We start from the raw sequence: 21,416 nt of genomic DNA, 5'->3' as shown, positions 1-21,416 counted from the left end.
TCAAGGGGTTGGCGAAAAAACGTCGGCACATCGACGGCAGAGCGCCGGCGGACGGTCAGTGCGCCGGCAACTCGATATCGGTGATTTCGCTGGGGCGCAGCGTGTAGCTGGCCTCGCCCGGCCCCTCGATGACCCGACGGATGACAACACGGCCGTCGGCATTCAGGCCGACGAAGACGCCCTCGGCGGTACGCCCGCGCTCGGTGGTCACGCGCATGCTGCGGTTGACGTAGCGCTGGGGAGCGACCAGCAAGCGCTCCAGGGTCAGGCGGCCGCTTTCCATCGCCGCTGGCGCCGAGCTGCTGACTGTGGCAGGAGCAGGAGCCTGAGCGGGTACCACGGAGACGCTTGCCGCCTTCAATCGCGGATAGTGGTCGCCGCGCACACCCCAGCCGCGCGTCGGATTCTTCTCCAGCTTCACCTGCAGGTCTTGCGTCTGCCCGTCCATCTCGACGGTCAGCGGGACCTCCTGGGAAGCCCGCTGGGTATCCAGCGTCGGCATCCGGCTGATGGCGACGTCACCCCGGGCGAAGCGGCGCTGCAGGTAGTCCTGCACTACATAGCGCAGGGTGTCGCGGGAGTCGAAGCGGGTATCCACCTCGCCATCGCGGTAGCGCAGGCGGTCGGTGAAGACCTCGATGTTGCCCGACAGCGTGGTCTGCATCTGGGCCGGCAGCACCAGGTGGAAGACGCCTTCCATGCGGTTGGGGGCCTTGGGCGTCAGGTCCAGGTGCAGGCTGTAGCCGCGTTGCAGGCGCACCGCCTCGGGCAGGTCCTGGCCCGGCGCGAGCCAGCTGACTTCGATTTCCGGCAGGCTGCCCTTGTCGTCGGGCAGCACATCCAGCCGGAGCGGGCCGCTGACCGGCGCCGCCAGGCGCACCTGGACTTCGCGATGGGCATAGAAATCCTGCCCTTCGCGCAGGCTGAGCACGCCGTCGATGAACTCGGCCTGCTCGGGCACGAACGGCTTGCCGTTGAGCTCGCCACGCAGGTCGATGGCCAGTTCAGGCTGCACGACCGGTTCAGGCTTGAGCCATTCGAGGCGCAGAATGGCCTCCAGGCGCGCGCTGTCGTGGCTGGCCAGCAGGGTCAGGCCGACCACCAGCGGAATGCAGCCCAGCCCACCGAGGGCGACAGCACTGCGCGCATGGCGCCAGTGAATCAGGACGAACAGCAGCGCCAGCGGCGGCAACAGGCTGGCAAGCCCCCAGAACAGGCTGCGCTCGAAGGCGCGGGCGATGAGCCAGACGTACCCGGCGAGGGTCAGCAGCAGGCCGAGCAGGATCAGCAGCGTGTCCATTCAGGCGCCGTCGACCTTGAAGTGCGCGCGGGCGGTGGCGATGGGCTCGGTGCGGGTGGTCTGCCAGGCGGTGATGGCGACGTTGGCCACGCGCCGGCCCTGGCGCCAGACCTGGCACTGGGCGTAGGTATCGCGGAAGTGCCCGGCGCGCAGGTAATCGATGGAGAAGTCGATGATCTTGGGCATGTGCGGGATGCCCATGAACATCAGCAGGTGCAGCAGCGCCGATTGCTCCATGAAGCCGGCGATCACCCCGCCATGCAGGGCCGGCAGCGTCGGGTTGCCGATGTTGTCCGGGTTGGCCGGCAGGTGGAAGATCGCGTCGTCGCCCAGGCGCAGGCAGCGGATGCCCAGCAGCCTGGCGTAGGGAATCATGTCCAGCAGCGGATCGTAGTTCTTGCTCTCGTGCGCCGCGCGCACCATCGCCTCGATGTTCACCGCGCTCATCCCTGGCCTCCCTCGACGTCACGCTTCACGGCGCCGGCGGAAACCGCCTTGCCCATGCGCATGAAGGTGCCGACCACATGGGCGATGGGCTCCGAGGGATCGTCCTGGTAGGCGTAGCCGCGGGTAAAGATGATGTTCGGGGTGACCCGGTAGCATTCGGCGAACCCGTAGACGTCCTTGTGCGGCTGCGCCGGGTGCATGTAGTCGATGCGCAGGTCCAGGGTCGGGCATATCTCGAACTGTGGCAGCACACAGACGGTGGAAATGCCGCAGGTGGTGTCCATCAGCGTGGTGATGGCGCCGCCGTGGATCACGCCAGTCTCCGGATTGCCGACGATGGCCTCGCTGTAGGGAAGCCGCAGGGTCAGGCCGGAAGCGTCCGCCGCGTGCGCGCTGATGCCCAGCAACTGGCAGTGGCGCAGCGCCGACAGGAAGCGCTGGGCGCGCTCCAGGAGTGGGTTTTCGGACATGGGAGGGGTCGACCGATTGACTGCACGGGGCCGCATCATACCCCGTGCGTTGTCACTCCTGCAGTGATGGATTACAGGGCCTGCGGAATATTCGTTGAACTAATTCACACAACCTCTGTTCAAAGGGCTAACACCAGGAAAGCCGCACATGGAGGCTCCGCATGAAAAAAACCCTTCCCTTCGCTCTGCTGATCGTTGCCGGTCTCGGCCTTGCCGCCTGCGACAAGAAAGAAGAGCCGAAAGCGCCGGCCGCACCCGCCGCGACCGAGCAGCCGGCAACTCCGGCGCCGACCACCCCGCCGGCACCTGAAGCCGCCCCGGCTGCTCCGGCTGCCCCGGCCACCGCGCCGCAGGAGCCCGCCGGCGAGCAGAAGCAGCAGTAACAGCGCTTTTGCCGCACAAAACAAGGCCCGCACTATGCGGGCCTTGTCGTTTCTGTCGTTTGCCAGTCAGCCGCTGGGGGGAATGTCATTGTCCCGTGGCGCGTCACCCTGCAGCGTCGGCGTGTAAACCATCACGTGGAGCACGCTGGAGTGGAATTCGCGCTGGTACAGCACGCCCACCACCCCCGCCGTCACCAGCATGAAGATCCACGGGTTGATGAACCAGGCCAACATCGCCAGGGCAAAGTAATAGGTCCGCAGCCCCTGGTTGAACTGGTGCGCCGCCAGCGACACCACGCGCGCCGCCCGTTCGGCGAAGGACTTGCGCTCGAGCTCGCCGACGTTGCGCTCCCCCACCATGGGCGCGGAGCCGATCAGCACCGCCGCGAAGTTGTACTGGCGCATGCACCAGCTGAAGGTGAAGAAGGCGTAGACGAACACCACCGCCAGGCACAGCAGCTTCAGCTCCGACAGCCCGCGGGTCGGCGCCGTGACGAAAGGCAGGTCGGCCAGCACGGAGATCGTGCGCTCGGCGGAGCCCAGCAGGGTAAGGATGCCGGCCAGGATGATCAGGGTGCTGGAGGCGAAGAACGAGGCGTTGCGCTCCAGGTTGCCGATCACGCTGGCGTCCGCCACGCGGTTGTCGCGCAGCAGCACGCGGCGCATCCAGTCCTGGCGGTAGAGGTGCAGCACGCTGGCCAGGCACGCGGTGTCACGGGCTTTGGTCTTGGCGTAGCGGGTGTAGCCGATCCAGCAGAAGAGGAACCAGAGGATGGCAAGCAGGTTCCAGAAATACTGGATGTCGAACAGGTCGACGACGTCGGTCATGGATGTCCTTGCGATTCGAGACGGGATGAAGTCAGTACGCAGCCGATAGACGCCAGATCCTACCCTCAAGACACGATTTCTGCTGCCCAGGGCAACACCCTCCTCCGCTGCGCCCCGCCATCAACATGCCTGTCCAGGGCCCCGGTCAAGCTGGAAGAATTTCTTACTAAAAAACCAATATTGACGAATTTATCATTTTTGTTAGATTCCGCCTCACCCGGATCAGCAAGAATCCGGGCCCACTTCTGGCTGCGGATCTCCCAATGCATAACAACAATGAGCTCCTTCCCGAATCGGTCGATGTCCTGGTGATCGGCAATGGCCCGGTCGGCGCGACGCTGGCTGCCCTGCTCGGCCGTTATGGCGTGGACGCCCTGGTGATCGACAAGGCCCATGACATCCTGCCCATGCCGCGCGCCATCGCCCTGGACAATGAAGCGCTGCGCATCCTCCAGCTCGCCGGGCTGGAGGAAGACGCGTTCGAAACCGTGGTCATCCCCCAGGTGAAGATGCACTGCCCCATCGTCGGCCAGTTCGGCCAGGCCAACACCAGCGGCCGCATCGACGGCCACCACAAACTGGTGACCTTCTACCAACCGGACCTCGAACAGGCGATGCGCCGACAGGCCCGGCACTACGAGAACCTGCGCTGCCGGGGAGGCCTGGAACTGCAGGAGTTCACCCAGAACGACTGCGGCGTCAGCGCCACCTTGCTTGACGGAGCCGGCGTGGAGCACCACGTACGTTGCCGCTATTTGGTCGGCGCGGACGGCGCAAGCTCGCGGGTACGCGGGTCGATCGGCCAGGAATTCAACGGCCAGAGCTATTCCGAGGACTGGCTGATCGTCGATGCCGGCTCACGCCAGGGAAAGGCCATCGACCACGTCGAATTCCTCTGCGACCACCGCCGGCCGACACCGCACATGCCCGCCCCCGGCGGCCGCGAGCGCTGGGAGTTCATGCTCCGCCCCGGGGAAACCCGCGACGAAATGGAAGACCAGGAGCGCATCCGCAGCCTGCTGGCGCCCTGGATCGAGCCGCAGCACCTGACCATCGAGCGCCAGGCGGTCTATCGCTTCCACGCCCGCTGCTGCGAACGCTTCCAGCAGGGTCGGGTGTTCCTCGTCGGCGATGCCGCGCACATCACTCCGCCCTTCGTCGGCCAGGGGCTGGTGGCCGGCTTGCGCGACGTGGCCAACCTGGCCTGGAAGCTCTCCTGGGTACTCCAGGAACGCGCCTCGCCGCGGATACTCGACAGCTACGATCAGGAGCGCCAGCCCCACGCGCGGGAGATGATCGACCTGGCCAAGCTCATGGGTCGCCTGGTCATGCCCGGCAATGCCCTGGCCGCCGCCCTGATCCACGGCCTGATGAAGGCACTGCGGCTGATCCCGGCGGCACGGCGGCACTTCGAGGAGCTGGACATCAAGCCCAAGCACCGCTTCCGCCGCGGCCTGTTCGTGCGCAGCCCGCGGCAGGCACGACTGGTCAGCGGCGGGCTGTTCCCCCAGGGCTGGGTGCGCAACGCCGGACGCATCTGCCTGAGCGACCAGTTGCTGGGCGATCGCCTGCAACTGGTCGGCCTGGGCACCGACCCGCGCCAGTGGCTCGACGCTGCGCAACAGCAGCAATGGCTGGAACTGGGAGGCAGCTTCCTGCAGATCGTCCATGCCCGCGACGACAGCCGCGTGGATCTCGCCGAAACCCTCGACGGATCACTGCTCGCGCCCTGGCCTGATCCGGCGCTGGTGGTGGTGCGCCCGGACCGCATCATCATGCATCAGGGCCGGCCCGAGCAGGCCGCCGAGTTGCTGCGCCATTGCCAGGCGCTGCTGCGGGCATGAGCGGGTACCGGTTGGCCATGGGCATCCCGTATCATCGCGGCAGCCCCGCAGACGAATGATCGCCATGACCGACCGCCAGCCCCGCGAAGACCACAGCGAACCGCTCACCCGCGGCCACAAGAAGCGCGCCCGCACCCGCCAGGGACTGCTCGATGCGGCGCTGCGGGTGTTCGCCCGGCAGGACATCGCGGCCACGGTGTTCCAGGACCTGGCCGCCGAGGCGCAGGTCTCCACCGGCACCATCTACAACTACTTCAAGACCCGCGAGGAGCTGGCCGAGGCCGTGGGCATCTCGCTGGCCGGCGACTTCTCCGAGACCATCACCCAGCTCAGCGCCGGCATTTCCAGCGGTGCCCGGCGACTGGCCATCGGCGTGCGCATGTTCGTCCTGCACGCACAGGCCGACCCGCAATGGGCCAGCGCGCTACTGCGGGTGATCCACTATGACCAGGCCATGCATTCGACGCTGGCCAACCATGTTCGCGACGACCTGCGCGGCGGGCAGGCCGAAGGCGTCTTCAACTACGCGAACGAAGATGTCGCCCTGGACCTGGTGCTTGCCTGCGCCACCGGAGCCATCCGCGCCAGCCTCGAGGGCCGGGCGCCGGAGGGCCAGGACATCCTGCTCGGCGAGATGGTCCTGCGCGCTCTCGGCGCCACTCCCGCCAGGGCGGCGAAGCTAGCCGCCCTGCCCTTGCCGCAGGGCGACTGAACGCGCCTCAGGCCTGAGCGACCCAGCGCCGGTAGCGGCGCGACAGCTTGCGCAGCTTCAGCTGGTTGCCGATCAGCGCCAGCAGTGGCGAGGTACGCGGATTGGTCGGGCGGCCCTGGCTGAGCAGCGTCAGTTGCTTCTTCACCACCGACTGGGTCGCCACGGCGGCGAAGGCCTTGTTCTTCCACGCCACGACTATCGGCTCGACCTGTGCACCCTCGCCGGCCTGCCAGCGCCGTGGCAGCGTGGGATCGACTGCCAGGGCCGTGGCCATCCCCACCATCGCCACCGGCCCCTGCAGTGCGCGTTCGGCGACCTCGCAGCGGCGAATGCCGCCGGTGACCATCAGCGGCATGCGTGCCGTCGCGGCGATACGCTCGGCGAACTCGAGGAAGTAGGCCTCCCGCGCCAGTGTGCTGCCGTCGCGAGTCTGCCCCTGCATCGCCGGGCTTTCGTAGCTGCCGCCGGACAGCTCGACCAGGTCCACGCCGCGCTCGTTGAGCAGATGCACCACGGCCTCGGCGTCCCGCGCCTCGAAACCGCCGCGCTGGAAATCGGCGGAGTTGAGCTTCACCGCCACGCAGAATTCCGGAGCCACCCGCTCGCGGATCGCCTCCACCGTGCGCAACAGGATGCGCGCGCGGTTCTCCAGGCTACCGCCCCAGTCGTCCTTGCGCTGATTGCTCAGCGGAGAGAGGAACTGGCTGAACAGGTAGCCATGCGCGGCATGTACCTGCACGCCAGTGAACCCGGCCCTCTCGGCCAGCAGCGCGGCGTTCAGGTAGCGCTGGATCAGCCCGTCGATCTCCGCGCCGGACAAGGCACGCGGCTGCGCGAAGACGCCCTTCAAACCGGGAATGTCCACGGCGATAGCCGATGGCCCTAGGGCTTGCTGGCCAAGGTCGGCCATCAGTTGGCGGCCCGGATGGTTGATCTGCATCCAGGCCTGCGCGCCCTGGCTGCGACAGACCTCGGCCCAGCGACGAAAACGCGGTAGCAGGCGGTCATTCTCCAGCACTACTCCTGCCGGGCCGGTCAGCGCGCGGCGATCGACCATCACGTTGCCGGTGATGATCAGCCCGGCCCCGCCTTCGGCCCACCGCTGGTAAAGGCGCAGCAGCGTTTCGCCAGGCGCGTGGTCGGCATCGGCGAGGTTTTCTTCCATCGCCGCCTTGGCGATGCGGTTGCGGATCACCTGCCCGTTGGGCAGGCGCAACGGTTCGAACAGGGTGCTCATGGGATCGCTTCTCCGTTAATCACTCGGACCTGGCTCAACGGCTGCGCACCCGCTCGACGTAGGCGCCCAGCGGACGGGTGAGACTGCGCTTGATCCGGCTGGCGAACGACTCGCCGCTGTAGATCGGCGCCGCCACCACCTGCTCGCGGGCATCACGGTACTGCGGGAACAGGCTCAGCGCGTGCCCCCGATTGATCCCGTAGCGCTGCGCATCCGACCACAGGGTGTTCTGCTCCAGGGTCTGGCAGGTCAGGGTGGTGACCGGCGCCGGCGCGAAGGGGAAGTCGCTGCCGAAGAGAATCTGCGAGGGCTCCACCAGCTCCTTGAGCGCCGCCATGGAGTAGCGCGACGGCGACAGCGCGGTGTCGAAGTAGAAGCGCTTGAGGTAGGTCATCACCCCCTGCGGGGCCTTGTCCTGGAACTGCGGCAGGGCATTGGCAAGGGACACGCGCCAGGCCACGTAGGGCAGGAAGCCGCCACCGTGGGCGAGGATCCAGCGGATGCGCGGGTACTTCTCCAGGGTGCCGGTGAGGATCAGGTTCACTGCCGCACGGGTGGTGTCGCAGAGGAACTCGACGAGGAAACCCGGCGCGGCTATGCTCAGCTTCTCGCTGCTTTCGTGCATGTTCGGGTGGACGAAGACGATGGCCGCGCGGCGGTCCAGCTCGGCCATCAGCTCGTCGAAACGCTCGTCGCCAAGGAACACCCCATCGGTGCTGCCCAGCAGCACCACGCCTTCGGCCTTCAGCTCGTCCAGTGCGCGGATGGCCTCGCGACAGGCGGCTTCGGTGAAGGGAGTGGGCAGCACGGCGAAGTTGCCGAAGCGCCCCGGATGATCGGCCCGCATCTGCGCGGCGAAGTCGTTGCAGCGCATCGCCAGCTCGCGGGCCTGCTCCACTCCTCCGCCGAAATGCACGCCCGGCGCCGACAGCGAGGTAATGGCGGTCTGGATGCCGTTGAGGTCCATCACCTCGATGGACTTCTGCGGCGTCCATTTCGGCAGCGGCGCGCCGGCGACCATGTCCAGGCCTTTTTTCGCCATGACCTCGACGAAGGCCGGCGGGATGATGTGATGGTGCACGTCGATTCGACCTTGTTGGATCGTCATTCTTGTTGTCCTTGTGTGATCCGTGAGGGGCTAGGCAGCCCGGGCGATCTTCATGGCTTCGTTGAACCACAGGGCCACCGCGAAGCGCCCCTGCAACTGGCACTGCCCGCCTTCGACGGCGCGCAGCATGTCGGTCTCGTCGCGGCTGAGCATCACCCGCAGCGCGTCCGCGCTGCGTTGCCAGTGCTGGATGAAGTCCGGCCTGCGGTGCTCGCCACGGTGCAGGCTGAGCACTCCGCCGCGCAGTTGGTAATAACCGCCGACGCCATCACCGGTGCGAATCTGCAGCACGAACGAGTCCTCGTGGAGCAGCTCGCGCAGGCGCGCCGAGCGGCGTTCGGCCCCGCGCAGCAGTGGGATGGACGCCAGCAGGAGCAGGCGCAGTTTCAGCGAATCGATGAACAGGCTCATGGTCAGCGGGCTCCGCGCAGACGGTTTAACAGCGAATAGCAATCGACCGGCAGGCTGTCGCCACGCCAGCACACATGCTGGTCCGGGCGTACCAGTACGAAGCGCCGTTCGTACAGGCTGGCCAGGTACTTCTCGTGAATCGGCAGAACGCTCAGCGGCACGCGGCATTCCTCGGCGGCCTCCTGCAGCGGTGCGCAACTCTCGGCGTCCACATCGAAGGCCAGCAGGGTATAGCCGCCCAGGGCCAACTGGTCGAAGACCGCCGTGCCATCCTCGCGGAACGCGCTGGGCAGGCGCGCGCCGGACCAGGTGGTGGGGGTGTAGCGAATCTCCTCGTAGGCCGGCTCACTCGCGGTGTCTGCTTCGATCGCCGGAGAGCCGTGATAGCGATAGCCGATCTCCACGCCCAGCGACTCGTAGAGCCGCGATACCTTGCGTTCGAACTCGCGCCCGGCGGCCTCTCGCGCCGCCTCACCGGCCGGCCCCTGGGCGAGTAGCGCGTCGTCGCGGCGCATCTGCGCCTCGAAGGTCGCTGCCGCGCATTTCTTCACGTGGTCGCGGTTGCGCCGGGCAACGGGCAGGCGCTCCGCCTCGTAGCTCTCCAGCAGGCGCGGGCCACCCCAACCGGCCAGGCAGGCCGCGAGCTTCCACGCCAGGTTGTGCGCCTCGGCCACGCCGGTGTTCATCCCCAGTCCGCCGGTGGGCATGAACTGGTGGGTAGCGTCGCCGGCAATGAATACACGCTGCCGGCCGAACGAACGGGCTACCAGGAACTGCGGGCGCCACGGGCCGGACTGGACGATCTCATAGCGCAGCCGGGTGCCGAGGGCAGCGTCCACCACGCTCTCCAGCGACTCGCCGGGGCGCGGCGCAAAGGGCCGGTGCAGCACGTAGTCGTTGCGGCTGGCATCCGGCGAGACCAGCAGCCCGGCGAAGCCCGGCCGGGTCAGCCAGGTGTGCCAGTACGGCTGGTTGTTCGGGAACAGCCCGGCGATCTCGTCGGAACGCAGGTGGATGATGAACAGCTCGCCGACCAGGTCGCGGGTGCCGTCGTAATCGATGTTGAGGAAGTTGCGCACGCGGCTGTTGGGGCCGTCGCAGCCGATCAGGTACTGGGCGAAGAACTGCTGCGCCTCGCCGCTATCCACTTCGTGGGCCATCGCCACCACGCCGGTAGAGCCCTGCTCGAAGCCGTACAGGCGCCAGCCCATGCGCAGCTCGATGTTCGGGTCAGCTTGCACCTCGGCCATCAGCACCGGCTCCAGGTGCATTTGCGCGATTCGCTGCATCGACTCCAGCGGCAGGCTGCCGTCGCGGCAAGCGCGGATGGCCTGTTCGGCCTGGCTGACCGGCTGGTAAATGAGGTGACGGTCCGCCATCACGCTGTAGAACGGCCCGTTGGCCGACGCCGCCATTGCCGAGTACTGGTTGGCGTCGACCGGGTTGCCGGCCGCGCGGATGCGCTCGGCCAGGCCCAGCTGGCGGAAGATTTCCATCGAGCGGCAGTTCACCACGTCCAGCTTGGGATGCGTGGTGGTCTCCCGGCGATCGTTGAGCAGCACCGAGCGAATGCCCAGGCGGCTGAGGTTGAGCGCCAGGGTCAGGCCGACCGGACCGGCGCCGCTGATGAGAACGGGCGTGTCGATCATGCCGCCACTCCTTGGGGTTGGTTGCTGTACCGGACCAGTGCCAGACCGGCGAGGAAGCGCTCGGCGACACGACCCAACTGGTCGGCACGGCCGGCGTCGAAGACGTAGCGGTCGGGGCGGATCAGCACGAAGTCCATGTCGGCTTCGTCGAACCAGTCCTGCAGCGCGCCGGTGGGGTCGCCCAGCACCGGGCTGGTCGGGTCTTCGGCGAACTCCAGCAGGCGCAGCTCCACCTGTTGCGCCAGCCGCTCCAGCAGGGCGCGCTGGGTGTCCAGGCAACCTCGCCGGGCGAGCAAGGCGAAGCCGTGGCCGAGCGCCTCGTCGAGCAGCACCCGCTCGCCCTCCTCCTCCCGCAGCACCTTCGGCTGCAGCGCGAGGTGGCCCGACAGCCGATGCCCCCAGCCGCAGAAGCCGGCAGCCAGCGGTTTCTTGCGATTGGCCTTGTCGGCGAAAGCCTTGTTGGCGAAAGGCAGCATCCCGGCGATGCGGAACAGCAGCCAGTCGCGCAGGAAGGCCACGCCGCGGTGGCGGGTCTGGATGACGTTGCCGAGGAACATCGCGCCGTTGATGATTTCGCGCACGTGGGCCGAGCGCTCGGCCTCGTAGTCGTCAAACAGTTTCTCCTGCGCGGCCCCGCGCAGCACCATGTCCAGCCGCCAGCACAGGCTGCTGGCATCGCGCACGCCCGAGCACATGCCCTGGCCGAGGAACGGCGGCATCTGGTGAGCCGAATCGCCGGCCAGGATGATCCGGCCGTTGCGCCAGTCGTTGGCCCACAGGCCGTGGAACTTGTAGTAGGCGATGCGGGTGATCTCGATCTTGTCGAGGTCGACGAAGTCGCGCAGCTGCTGGCGCACCAGGTAGGGATCGGTGGCCTCGCGCTCGGACTTGCCGCCGGTGACCATGAACTGCCATTCGTAGTACGGGCCGGCCATGGGCACATAGGTCACCGGCTGGGCCGGGTTGCACACCTGCGAGTGGTTGGCCGGCAGCTGTGCATCCTTCTCGCCGGAGCGCGTCTTGGTGTCCACCACTACCCAGGCCTCGTCGAAGTCCGCCGACTCCAGGCGCAGCCCGGCCTCGCGGCGGACGAAGCTCTTGCCGCCATCGCAGCCGATCAGGTAGCGGCCCTGGAACACCCGCTCGCTGCCGTCGCGCTGTACGGCGGTGGCGCGCACGCCTTCGGCATCCTGCTCGACGCCGGTGACTCGGCAGCCATACACCGGAGTGACGTTGGGGTAGCGCTTGAGCCCGTCGTGGAAATGCCGTTCCAGGGTCGGCTGGTGGAACCACCAGGCGCCGGGATGGCCGTAGCGGCGGTCCTGGCTGCCGATGCGCGAGCGGGTCACCGGCTTGCGACCGGGGCGCAGGATGATTTCCATGTCGGTGAACGACTCGCTGGTGCGGCCGATGTCGTCGGCCAGGCCAGCGGACTGGAAGATGCGCATGATCTCGTCGTCGAAGTGCACGGCACGCGGGGCATAGTAAAGGTCCTCGTCGCGCTCCAGGCCGACCACCGACCAGCCATAGCGGCCCAGCAGGTTGGCCAGTACCGCCCCGGTGGGGCCGAGGCCGACGATGATCACGTCACAGGTTGTCGTTGTTGTTGTGGACTGTTGCATTGCTTGCTCCAGGGGAAGACATCGCCGAATCATTTTGAACACTAGTGTTCAATTCAGTCAACTGGAGATCAATTTTGATTCAAATTGCCTAACCAAACCCGCCGGCCAGAGCCTTTCCAGAGCACCGCCGCCGTACTGGATAGGCCCGGAAGTCGGAAGAGACTGAGGAGAAAGCAGGAAAAATGACGGACAATGGACCCTGTTGACTTATTTTGAACGCAAGTGTTCAATCGCTCCAAGCTTGACCTTGGAGCCATTTCTTCATGGAAACCCTCAACGCCGTACAACGCCGCATCCATCAGGCCGCCCTGCGCCTGTTCGCCGAGAAGGGCGCCAGCCAGGTGAACATCAGCGACCTGGCGCAGGAGGCCGGTGTGGCCCGGGGCACCATCTACAACAACCTGCAGTCGATCGACGACCTCTTCCAGCACGTGGCCAGCCACCTGGCGGCGGAGATGCACCAGCGCGTGGTGAAGAGCTTCGGCGAGACCTCGGACCCGGCCCTGCGCCTGGCCAACGGCATGCGCTTCTTCGTCCGCCGGGCCCACGAGGAACCGCACTGGGGCGCCTTCATCAGCCGCTTCTCGATGAGCGAGGAATCGCTGCGCGGCATGTGGTTCGGGCCACCCACCGCCGACCTGCTCAGCGGGCTCGCCAACGGCCGCTACAGCTTCCGCCAGGAGCAGCTGCCGTCGGTGATCTCGATGATTGCCGGGTCCGTGCTCAGCTCCATCTTTCTGGTCCTAGAGGGCCACCGCACGTGGCGCCAGGCTGGCAGCGATGCCGCAGAACTAACCCTGCGCGCGCTCGGCGTGGCGCCGGAGGAAGCACACAGCCTGTCCACCGGTGAGCTGCCGGTGCTACCGCCAGCGGACTGATCCAGCCGAACCTGCCAACGCTCCTTTTCAGGGGTGATGGCGAAGCCTTGCCTGACGAAAGCCACGGAGAACAACAAACATGAGCCGTCAGCACTCCTCTACTTCCCTGGCAACGCCGCAGCCGGCGCGCCATCCGCAGCCGACGGTCAAGGCCCGCGCGCTGGCGCACCTGATCTTCGAGCGCCCGGACCTGGAGCAGGCCGAACGCTTTCTTGGCGACTTCGGCCTGACCCTGGCGCGCCGCGATGCCGACTGTCTCTATCTGCGCGGCACCGGCCCGGCGCCCTACTGCTATCGGGTGCAACAGGCGGCACAGGCGCGCTTCGTCGGCTTCGGCCTGGCCGTGGAATCGCGCGAGGACCTGCAACGGCTGGCACGCCTGCCGGGCGCCTCGCCGATCCAGAAGCTCAGTACTCCCGGTGGCGGCGAGTCCGTCAGCCTGAACGACCCTTCCGGCTTCGTCGTCGAGGCGATCCACGGCCAGCAGCCGGCCAGCCAATTGGCGCACCGCCCGGCCCTGCCGCTGAACCAGGTCGACGACGCACCGCGGATCAACACCACCCAGCGCCCGCCTGTGGCGCCGCCGGACATCATCAAGCTCGGCCACGTGGTGCTCGAAGTGGCCGACTACCAGGCCACCGCCGGCTGGTACACCGAGCATTTCGGCCTGATTCCCAGCGACGTGCAGGTGCTGCCCGATGGCTCCCCGGCGGTAGCCTTCCTGCGCCTGGACCTGGGCGACACACCCGCCGACCACCACACCCTGGCACTGGCCCAGGGCTTCATGGCGGCCTACAGCCACAGCGCCTACGAAGTAGTGGATGCCGACGCCGTCGGCATGGGTCAGCGGGTGCTGCGCGAGCGCGGCTGGAAACATGCCTGGGGTATCGGCCGGCACATCCTCGGCAGCCAAATCTTCGATTACTGGCAGGACCCCTGGGGCGACAAGCACGAGCACTACTGCGACGGCGACCTGTTCACCGCCGAGCGTCCCACCGGACTGCACGGCGTCAGCCCCGAAGCCATGTCGCAGTGGGGCCAGCGCATGCCCAAGAGCTTCACCAAGCCGGCGATGAACCTGCAGAAGCTGCGCATCCTGCTGCACAACCTGCGGCACAGCCCGGATCTGACGCTACGCAAGCTGATTACCCTGGCGCGGATGTTCGGCTAGCCCCGCAACACAACAAACAGCACAACAACAATCGCCGCCCCGACGCGGCCCACAGCAGTACCAGGAGTCGCCCCCATGCCCGTGCACCTTGTCCGCTTCGAACACCAGAACGAAACCCGCTGGGGCGTGCTGCGCCAGGGGCGCATCAGCCCCCTGCCCGACCGCTACGCCAGCACCGGCGAGCTGATCCGCCAGGTGCCGGTCGAGGAACTGTGTGAGCTGCGCGGTGACGAACTGGCGCTGGATGCGGTGAAGCTGCTATCGCCGATCACCCGCGACCAGCAGTTCGTCTGCCAGGGCGCCAACTACCGCCAGCACATGATCGAGTCGGGCATGGACCCGGACGCCAAGCACTTCAACATGATTTTCACCAAGGCGCAGAGCTGCATCGTCGCTGCCGACAGCGACCTGATCAAACCGCGCCAGGTGCGCTTCCTCGACTACGAGATCGAACTGGGGCTGGTGCTGCGCCGCGAGATCACCGGCAAGGTCGCGGTGAGCGACGCCAACCTGCACGAGTTCATCGCTGGCGTGGTCATCGTCAACGACTACTCGGCGCGCGACATCCAGATCCCGCAGATGCAGTTCTACAAGGGCAAGAGCTTCCGCACCTTCGGCCCGGTCGGCCCGTACCTGTGCCTGCTGCAGAAGAACGACATGCGTTACCTGAAGGATCTGCAGCTGCGCCTGACAGTCAACGGCGAAGTGCGCCAGAGCGACAGCACCGCCAACCTCGTGCACGGCCCGGCGGAGACTCTGAGCGAGCTGTCCGGCGTGCAGGACTTCGCCGCCGGCGACCTGATCGCCACCGGCACGCCGGCCGGCTGTGCGCTGTCGGTGCCGTCGCCGGCCAAGCAGCGCATCGCCGCGCTGCTGCCCGAGCACATCAAGTGGAAAGCCTTCCTCAAGACCCAGGCGGGGCGCAGCCAGTACCTCAAGGCCGGCGATCTGGTCGAAGCCAGCATCCGTAGCGCCGACGGCGTGATCGACCTGGGCGTGCAGCGCAACCGTGTGGTGGAGGAAGCCTGATGGCCGTGCAGACCCTCGCCGACATCCAGGCACTGGAGAGCGTACCGCTGTCCCGTCGCGAACTGCCCGCCAGCACCTATGAGGCCCTGCGTCGCTGCGCTGCGCAGCACGGCCAGGCAACGGCGCTGAGCTTCTTCCTCGAAGCAAAGGATTTCCGCCGTACCCATGACTGGACCTACGCCGAGCTGTTCGCCGACATCACCCGCGCCGCCAACGCCTTCCATCGGCTTGGCGTCGGGCCGAAGGACGTGGTCGCCTTCCTCCTGCCGAACCTGCCGGAAACCCATTTCGTCATTTGGGGCGGCGAGGCCGCAGGCATCGTCCTGGCGATCAACCCGCTGCTGGAGGCCGCGCAGATCGGCGATCTGCTGCGTGCCGCCAATGCGCGGCTGGTAGTGACCCTGGCGCCGACACCCGGCAGCGACCTGTGGCCCAAACTGGCCAGCCAACTCGACAGCTTGCCCGGCGTGCACGATGTGCTCTGGGTGAGCATGGCGCCCTACGTCGGCAGCGTGGCGTCTCTCGCGCTGCGCTGGATAGCCCGGCGCGAACGCGCTCGCCACCCGCGCCTGCGCATCCAAGACCTGCGCCGCCTGATGCGCCGCGAGAACAGCAAGCAGCTCAGCAGCGACCGGGTGATCCGCGCGGAGGAGCCCTCTTCCTATTTCTGCACCGGAGGCACCACCGGTCTGCCGAAGATTGCCAAGCGCAGCCACGGCTCGGAAGTCTTCAACGCCTGGGCCATGGCCGCCAACATGCAGCCACGCCAGAGCGGCCAGGCAATCTTCTGCGGGCTGCCGCTGTTCCACGTCAACGGCCAGCTGGTGACCGGGCTGATGCCCTGGACCCATGGCGACCGGGTAATCATCGGCACGCCTCAGGGCTATCGCGGCGAGGGGGTGATTCCGGCGTTCTGGGCGATGGTCCAGCACTTTGGCATCAACTTCTTCTCCGGCGTACCAACCGTCTATTCGGCACTCCTGCAACAACCGGTCGCCAACCATGACCTGTCCAGCCTGCAGTACGCGCTGTGCGGCGCCGCGCCTATGCCGGTGGAGCTGTTCCGCGAGTTCGAGCGGGTGGTCGGCGTGCGCATCCTCGAAGGCTACGGCCTGACCGAAGGCGCCTGCGTGTCCTCGAGCAACCCGCCCGACGGCGAGCGCCCGATCGGCTCCATCGGCCTGCGCCTGGCCTACCAGGGCATGCGCGCGGTGATCCTCGACGACCACGGCGACTACCTGCGCGATGCCGAAGCCGACGAAGTCGGGGTGATCGCCATCCACGGCCCGAACGTCTTCCTCGGCTACCTCGAGGCCAGCCACAACAAGGGGCTGTGGATCGACATCGGCGGGCAGTGCTGGCTGAACACCGGCGACCTCGGCCGGCAGGACGCCCAGGGCTACTTCTGGCTCACCGGGCGCAAGAAGGAACTGATCATCCGCGGTGGCCACAACATCGACCCGAAGCAGATCGAGGAGGCACTGCAGGCGCACCCGGCGGTTGCTCTGGTAGCCGCGGTGGGCAGCCCCGATCCGCATGCCGGCGAGATTCCCGTGGCCTACGTGCAGCTCGCCGCCGGCCAGCGTACCGACAGCGCCGCGCTGCTGGACTTCGCCAACCAGCGGATCAGCGAACGCGCCGCGGTGCCCAAGCGCATCGAGATTCTCGACGCCCTGCCAGTCACGCCGGTGGGCAAGATATTCAAGCCCGCGTTGCAGCAACGCGAGATCGCTCGGGTGATCCACCAGGAGGCGGACAACCAGGGTCTGGCCGGCATCGCCGTGGAGGTGGTGCAGGACGCCCGTCGCGGGCTGGTGGCGCAGGTTCGCGCCGGCAGCGGACGTGATGAACTGGCCCGCGCGCTGGGCCGCTACAGCTTCGCGGTGGACTGGCACGGCTGAGACCAATCACACCACCGCCTCGCTCGCACCCGAAACAACAATAAAACGAAGGAAGTGCCATGCGCCCCCGACTGCCCCGAGCCCTTGCCCTGCTGCTCGTCCTCGCCCTGCCCGGCTGCGAACGCATCCAGCAAGCGGCCCTGGATACGATGGTCAAGGACCACACCGACCAGTCCCTGATCCAGGGCGGCAACGCCATCCGCGTCATCCTCTGCGGCACCGGCACGCCGCAGGTCAACGCTACCCGTGGCCAGGCCTGCACCCTGGTGGCTGCCGGCGGCCGACTGTTCCTCTTCGATGCCGGCGAAAACGCCATGCGCAACCTGGAGACCAACCACGTGCCGGTGCAGGCGCTGAACCAGGTGTTCATCACCCACTGGCATTCCGACCATTTCAATGGCCTTGGCGCGCTGATCAACCACAGCTGGATCTACGGCCGGCAGACGCCCTTCCTGGTCTACGGCCCGCCCGGCGTCGAGCAGGTCGTCGAGGGTCTGGCCATGGCCTACGCCCAGGACGCCGGTTACCGCAGCGCCCACGCCCTGCCGCCGACCAACCAGCAGCTGGCGTTCGCCGAGCCGCGCCGGGTGGAGATCGTCGAGGGGCTGGAGTCGGTGCGTGTCTATGACCAAGGCGGCGTGACCATCGACGCCTACCGTGTCGATCACCACCCGGTGGAACCGGCCTACGGCTACGTACTGCACTACCAGGGCAAGAAGCTGTTCATCAGCGGCGACACCCGCGTCAGCGAGCGCTATCTCGAGGCCATGCGCGATGCCGACCTGGTGGTGCACGAGGTGATCAACGCCCATCTGGTCCGCGAAGGCGCCGCCGCGCTGGAACGCACCGGGCAGCCGGATCGCGGGGCGCAGGCCGTGCGCGTGCTCGACTACCACGCCGACACCCTGGAGCTGGCGCGCATGGCCCAGCGTGCCAGGGTGCGCCACCTGCTGCTTACCCACCTGATTCCCGCCCCGGACAACTTCCTCGCCCGACGCATGTTCGTCAGCGGCATGGCCGATGAGTATTCGGGCGAGATCACGCTCGGGGAGGACGCACTCGACCTGAGCCTCTAGCACCTCCACCTCACCACCTTCATCAACTGGCCCGCAGACCGCGGGCCAGCGGGGAGCCGCTGCGCCCGAAAAAGGGCCGGCAGACGACAGAACAACAACAAGAGGTCGTTTCAGATGAACCGCAGATCACCCGCCTTGCACAAGCTTGCGCTTCCCGCCGCCATCGGCCTGGTCCTCTACGGTAACGGCGCGCAAGCCTTCACCTTCTCCCTTGGCGAGATCGAAGGGCAGTTCGACTCCAGCCTATCAGTCGGCGCCAGCTGGGCCATGCGCAACGCCGACGCCGCACTGCTGCACAGCCACAGCTCGGATGACGGCAAGCGCAACTTCCGCGAGGGCGACACCTTCTCCAAGGTGTTCAAGGGCATCCACGACCTGGAGCTCAAGTACGGCGACTCCGGCGCCTTCCTCCGCGGCAAGTACTGGTACGACTTCAAGCTCAAGGACGAGCACCTGCACTTCAAGGACATCGATGACAACGGCCGCGAGGAAGGCGCCAAGGCGTCGGGCGCCGAGTTCCTCGATGCCTTCCTCTACCACAACTACAGCATCGGCGACCTGCCCGGCACCGTGCGCCTGGGCAAGCAGGTGGTGAGCTGGGGCGAGAGCACCTTCATCCAGGGCGGCATCAACGCCATCAACCCGATCGACGTCGCCGCCTTCCGCCGGCCCGGCTCGGAGATCAAGGAAGGCCTGATCCCGGTGAACATGTTCTACGTCTCGCAGAACTTCAGCGAGCACCTGTCCGCCGAGGCCTTCTACCAGTTGCAGTGGCAGAAGACAGTGATCGACAACTGCGGCACCTTCTTCTCCACCACCGACGTGATGGCCGACGGCTGCAACGGTCTCGCCGCCGGCCCGGTGATCAATCAGAACCCGCTGGCGGTACAGGCCCTGGCGCCAGCCGGAATCAACCTGACCGACGAAGGCATCGTCATCCCTCGCGGCAAGGACAACGAAGCGCGCGACGACGGCCAGTGGGGCGCGGCGCTGCGCTGGTTCGCCCCGGAACTGGACAGCGAATTCGCCGGCTACTTCATCAACTACCACAGCCGCCAGCCCTACCTCAGCGTGCGCAGCGGCCCGCACGCCGCCGACCTGGGCTTCGCCCCGCAGCTGTGTGGCAACCTCGGCATTCCCGACGCGCTCTGCGGCGCGGTGATCGGCAGCAGCGCCGGCCAGCAACTGACCCAGGCCTATCGGCTGGGCAGCGCGCAGTACTTCGCCGACTACCCCGAGGACATCCAGCTCTACGGGCTGAGCTTCAGCACCAGCCTGCCCACCGGCACCACCCTGGCCGGCGAGATCAGCTACCGGCCGAACATGCCGGTGCAGATCAACCCGGTCGACCTGGTCACCTCGACCCTGGGCATACCGGCGCTCACACCGGTCTACGGCGATGCGCCGGCACCGGCCAACGACGCGGTCCTCAAGGGTTACCGGCGCAAGGAAGTGACCCAGGCGCAAGTCACCGCCACGCACTTCTTCGACCAGGTGATGGGCGCCGACCGCCTGACCCTGATCGGCGAGATCGGCGTCACCCACGTCGGCGGCCTGGGCGACGACGACGAGCTGCGCTACGGCCGCAGCCCGGTGTTCGGCCAGGGCGCGTTGTACCCCGATAACAGCCTGTGCACCGGCAACAGCGTCACGCCGCAGTACTGCAACGACTCCGGCTTCGTCACCAGCACCGCCTGGGGCTACCAGACGCGGGCGATCTGGGAATACGCCGACCTCATCGACGGCGCCACGGTGCGACCCAACCTGGCCTGGTCCCACGACGTCCACGGCTACGCCCCGGAGCCGGGCTTCAACCAGGGCGCGCGGGCGATCAGCATCGGCGTCGATGGCACCTACCTCAACACCTACAACATGAGCCTTTCCTACACCAACTTCTTCGGCGGTAAGTACAACGTGAATACCGACCGGGACTTCCTTGCCCTGAGCTTTGGCGTGTCGTTCTAAGCGGAGAAAAACCGATGAACAAGAAACTTGCGTGCGCTTCACTGCTGTTCCTGGCCCTGCCCTTCAACCTACAGGCTGCCGTTCCCGAAATGGAAGCGGCGAAACTGGGCAACACCCTCACGCCCCTGGGTGCAGAGCGCGCCGGCAATGTCGACGGCAGCATTCCCGCCTGGGACGGCGGCCTGCCAGCCAACGCCGGCAGCCGCGGCGCTGACGGCCGCCTGAGCGACCCCTTCGCCGCGGAAAAACCGCTGTTCACCATCACCGCGAAGAACATGGCGCAGTACGCGGCGAACCTCACGCCGGGCCAGCAGGCGATGCTGCAGCGCTACCCGGATTACCACCTCAACGTCTATCCCGCGCATCGCTCGGCGACCTACCCGGCAGCGGTACTGCAAGCTGTCTCCGCGAATGCGCGCCATGCCAGCCTGGTCGAGGGCGGCAATGGCCTGAAGGACTTCCAGACGGCGATTCCCTTCCCCATTCCGCAGAGCGGCGTCGAGGCGTTGTGGAACCACATCACCCGCTACCGCGGCGGCAGCGCCCAGCGTCTGCACGTTCAGGCGACGCCCACCGCCAGCGGCACCTACACGCCCACCTACTTCCAGCAGCAGTTCAGCTATCGCGACCAGCTCACCGACTACATCCCGGACAAGGACAACAACGTCCTCTTCTACTACAAGCAGCTGGTCACCGCGCCGGCGCGTCTGGCGGGCGATGTGGTGCTGGTCCACGAGACCCTCGACCAGGTCCGCGAGCCACGGATGGCCTGGGTCTACAACGCTGGCCAGCGCCGCGTGCGCCGCGCCCCGCAGATCGCCTACGACGGCCCCTACCCGGCCTCCGATGGCCTGCGCGTGGCGGACAACCTGGACATGTTCAACGGCGCGCCGGACCGCTACGACTGGAAGCTGATCGGCAAGAAGGAAATCTATGTCCCGTACAACAGCTTCGCCCTCGACTCCACCGCCCACCGCTATGACGACCTGGTCAAACCCGGCCACCTCAATCAGGACCTGGTGCGCTACGAGAAACACCGCGTCTGGCAGGTCGAAGGCACCCTGCGCGCCGGCGAGCGACACATCTATGCACGCCGCGTGCTGTTCCTCGACGAGGACACCTGGCAGGCCGTGCTCGCCGACCACTACGACGGCCGCGGCACCCTCTGGCGCGTGGGCGAGAGCTTCATGACACCGCTGTACGACAAGCAGATTCCCTGGCTGGGCGTGGAGGCCATCTATGACCTCATCAATGGTCGCTACCTGGTGTCCGGCCTGACCAACCAGGAGAAGTCCCAGGTGGAGTTCGGCTTCAAGGCCAGCAGCGTCGACTACACCCCGACGGCGCTGAGGAACCAGGGCATCCGCTGACCTTCAGCGAACGGG

At 67.0% G+C, this 21,416-nt stretch carries 20 protein-coding genes; 10 read left to right on the top strand and 10 right to left on the bottom strand.

Going from position 1 to position 21,416, the window contains the following annotated elements; all coding sequences use genetic code 11:
- Positions 1 to 55 precede the first annotated feature (55 nt).
- Genes IB256_RS06255 through IB256_RS06245 form a run of 3 tightly spaced genes read right to left on the bottom strand, consistent with a single transcriptional unit; the run spans position 56 to position 2,217 of the window.
- Positions 56 to 1,300: an MFS transporter gene (locus tag IB256_RS06255; RefSeq protein WP_192401705.1), complete on the bottom strand. Its 1,245-nt coding sequence runs from the start codon at positions 1,298 to 1,300 to the stop codon at positions 56 to 58.
- Positions 1,301 to 1,747, bottom strand: coding sequence for a PaaI family thioesterase (locus tag IB256_RS06250; protein ID WP_081516718.1), 447 nt, complete (start codon positions 1,745 to 1,747; stop codon positions 1,301 to 1,303).
- Positions 1,744 to 2,217: a PaaI family thioesterase gene (locus IB256_RS06245; protein ID WP_081516717.1), complete on the bottom strand. Its 474-nt coding sequence runs from the start codon at positions 2,215 to 2,217 to the stop codon at positions 1,744 to 1,746. The genes IB256_RS06250 and IB256_RS06245 overlap by 4 nt, the downstream gene beginning before the upstream one ends.
- Before the next feature lie 161 nt (positions 2,218 to 2,378).
- Between IB256_RS06245 and IB256_RS06240 the strand changes: the two genes are divergently transcribed.
- Entirely contained in the window at positions 2,379 to 2,600 is a 222-nt protein-coding gene (locus IB256_RS06240; protein WP_138216606.1) for a hypothetical protein, read from the top strand.
- A 66-nt stretch (positions 2,601 to 2,666) separates the two neighbouring features.
- On the opposite strand, the gene IB256_RS06235 is transcribed toward IB256_RS06240, so the two are convergent.
- The gene (locus tag IB256_RS06235) at positions 2,667 to 3,428 is read right to left on the bottom strand and encodes a DUF599 domain-containing protein (protein WP_045207986.1); all 762 of its coding nucleotides are present in this window, start codon (positions 3,426 to 3,428) and stop codon (positions 2,667 to 2,669) included.
- A 65-nt stretch (positions 3,429 to 3,493) separates the two neighbouring features.
- Complete coding sequence (locus tag IB256_RS06230; protein WP_192401703.1) at positions 3,494 to 3,697, bottom strand: hypothetical protein; 204 nt, start codon at positions 3,695 to 3,697, stop codon at positions 3,494 to 3,496.
- Between IB256_RS06230 and IB256_RS06225 the strand changes: the two genes are divergently transcribed.
- Both IB256_RS06225 and IB256_RS06220 read left to right on the top strand, forming a co-directional pair.
- Positions 3,692 to 5,272: a bifunctional 3-(3-hydroxy-phenyl)propionate/3-hydroxycinnamic acid hydroxylase gene (locus tag IB256_RS06225; protein ID WP_192401701.1), complete on the top strand. Its 1,581-nt coding sequence runs from the start codon at positions 3,692 to 3,694 to the stop codon at positions 5,270 to 5,272. The two genes, IB256_RS06230 and IB256_RS06225, sit on opposite strands and share 6 nt — an antisense overlap.
- 64 nt (positions 5,273 to 5,336) lie before the next feature.
- Positions 5,337 to 5,984, top strand: a complete 648-nt coding sequence (locus IB256_RS06220) for a TetR/AcrR family transcriptional regulator (protein WP_192401699.1) — start codon at positions 5,337 to 5,339, stop codon at positions 5,982 to 5,984.
- Between the two features lie 7 nt (positions 5,985 to 5,991).
- On the opposite strand, the gene IB256_RS06215 is transcribed toward IB256_RS06220, so the two are convergent.
- The 5 genes from IB256_RS06215 to IB256_RS06195 are packed head-to-tail and all read right to left on the bottom strand — an operon-like array spanning position 5,992 to position 12,011.
- Positions 5,992 to 7,221, bottom strand: coding sequence for an NADH:flavin oxidoreductase/NADH oxidase family protein (locus tag IB256_RS06215; protein WP_192295146.1), 1,230 nt, complete (start codon positions 7,219 to 7,221; stop codon positions 5,992 to 5,994).
- Positions 7,222 to 7,255: 34 nt separating this feature from the next.
- Positions 7,256 to 8,329 (bottom strand): amidohydrolase family protein, encoded by a 1,074-nt coding sequence (locus IB256_RS06210; RefSeq protein WP_192401697.1) that lies wholly within the window; start codon positions 8,327 to 8,329, stop codon positions 7,256 to 7,258.
- A gap of 30 nt (positions 8,330 to 8,359) precedes the next feature.
- Positions 8,360 to 8,740 carry a hypothetical protein gene (locus tag IB256_RS06205; RefSeq protein ID WP_192401695.1) on the bottom strand — a complete coding sequence of 127 codons (381 nt, stop codon included), beginning with the start codon at positions 8,738 to 8,740 and terminating at the stop codon, positions 8,360 to 8,362.
- Positions 8,741 to 8,742: 2 nt separating this feature from the next.
- Positions 8,743 to 10,389 (bottom strand): FAD-dependent monooxygenase, encoded by a 1,647-nt coding sequence (locus IB256_RS06200; RefSeq protein WP_192401693.1) that lies wholly within the window; start codon positions 10,387 to 10,389, stop codon positions 8,743 to 8,745.
- The gene (locus IB256_RS06195; RefSeq protein WP_192401691.1) at positions 10,386 to 12,011 is read right to left on the bottom strand and encodes a bifunctional 3-(3-hydroxy-phenyl)propionate/3-hydroxycinnamic acid hydroxylase; all 1,626 of its coding nucleotides are present in this window, start codon (positions 12,009 to 12,011) and stop codon (positions 10,386 to 10,388) included. The genes IB256_RS06200 and IB256_RS06195 overlap by 4 nt, the downstream gene beginning before the upstream one ends.
- A 263-nt stretch (positions 12,012 to 12,274) precedes the next feature.
- Between IB256_RS06195 and IB256_RS06190 the strand changes: the two genes are divergently transcribed.
- From IB256_RS06190 to IB256_RS06160, 7 genes are all read left to right on the top strand, one after another.
- Entirely contained in the window at positions 12,275 to 12,889 is a 615-nt protein-coding gene (locus IB256_RS06190) for a TetR/AcrR family transcriptional regulator (RefSeq protein WP_192295141.1), read from the top strand.
- Positions 12,890 to 12,968: 79 nt separating this feature from the next.
- Positions 12,969 to 14,060, top strand: coding sequence for a VOC family protein (locus IB256_RS06185; protein WP_192401689.1), 1,092 nt, complete (start codon positions 12,969 to 12,971; stop codon positions 14,058 to 14,060).
- Between the two features lie 75 nt (positions 14,061 to 14,135).
- A complete protein-coding gene (locus IB256_RS06180; protein WP_192401687.1) occupies positions 14,136 to 15,089 on the top strand; it encodes a fumarylacetoacetate hydrolase family protein in 954 nt (317 codons plus the stop codon).
- Positions 15,089 to 16,990, top strand: a complete 1,902-nt coding sequence (locus tag IB256_RS06175) for an acyl-CoA synthetase (RefSeq protein WP_192401685.1) — start codon at positions 15,089 to 15,091, stop codon at positions 16,988 to 16,990. The genes IB256_RS06180 and IB256_RS06175 overlap by 1 nt, the downstream gene beginning before the upstream one ends.
- Positions 16,991 to 17,049: 59 nt before the next feature.
- Positions 17,050 to 18,066, top strand: a complete 1,017-nt coding sequence (locus IB256_RS06170) for an MBL fold metallo-hydrolase (RefSeq protein WP_192401683.1) — start codon at positions 17,050 to 17,052, stop codon at positions 18,064 to 18,066.
- A gap of 114 nt (positions 18,067 to 18,180) precedes the next feature.
- Complete coding sequence (locus tag IB256_RS06165) at positions 18,181 to 20,031, top strand: DUF1302 domain-containing protein (RefSeq protein WP_192295136.1); 1,851 nt, start codon at positions 18,181 to 18,183, stop codon at positions 20,029 to 20,031.
- Positions 20,032 to 20,045: 14 nt separating this feature from the next.
- Positions 20,046 to 21,401 (top strand): DUF1329 domain-containing protein, encoded by a 1,356-nt coding sequence (locus tag IB256_RS06160; RefSeq protein ID WP_192401681.1) that lies wholly within the window; start codon positions 20,046 to 20,048, stop codon positions 21,399 to 21,401.
- The last annotated feature ends 15 nt before the right edge of the window (positions 21,402 to 21,416 follow it).

The organism is Pseudomonas sp. PDM17, assembly GCF_014851985.1.
Lineage (GTDB): Bacteria > Pseudomonadota > Gammaproteobacteria > Pseudomonadales > Pseudomonadaceae > Pseudomonas.
The sequence above is the reverse complement of the archived record's forward strand: the minus strand, read 5'-3'. Positions and strand labels throughout refer to the sequence as shown.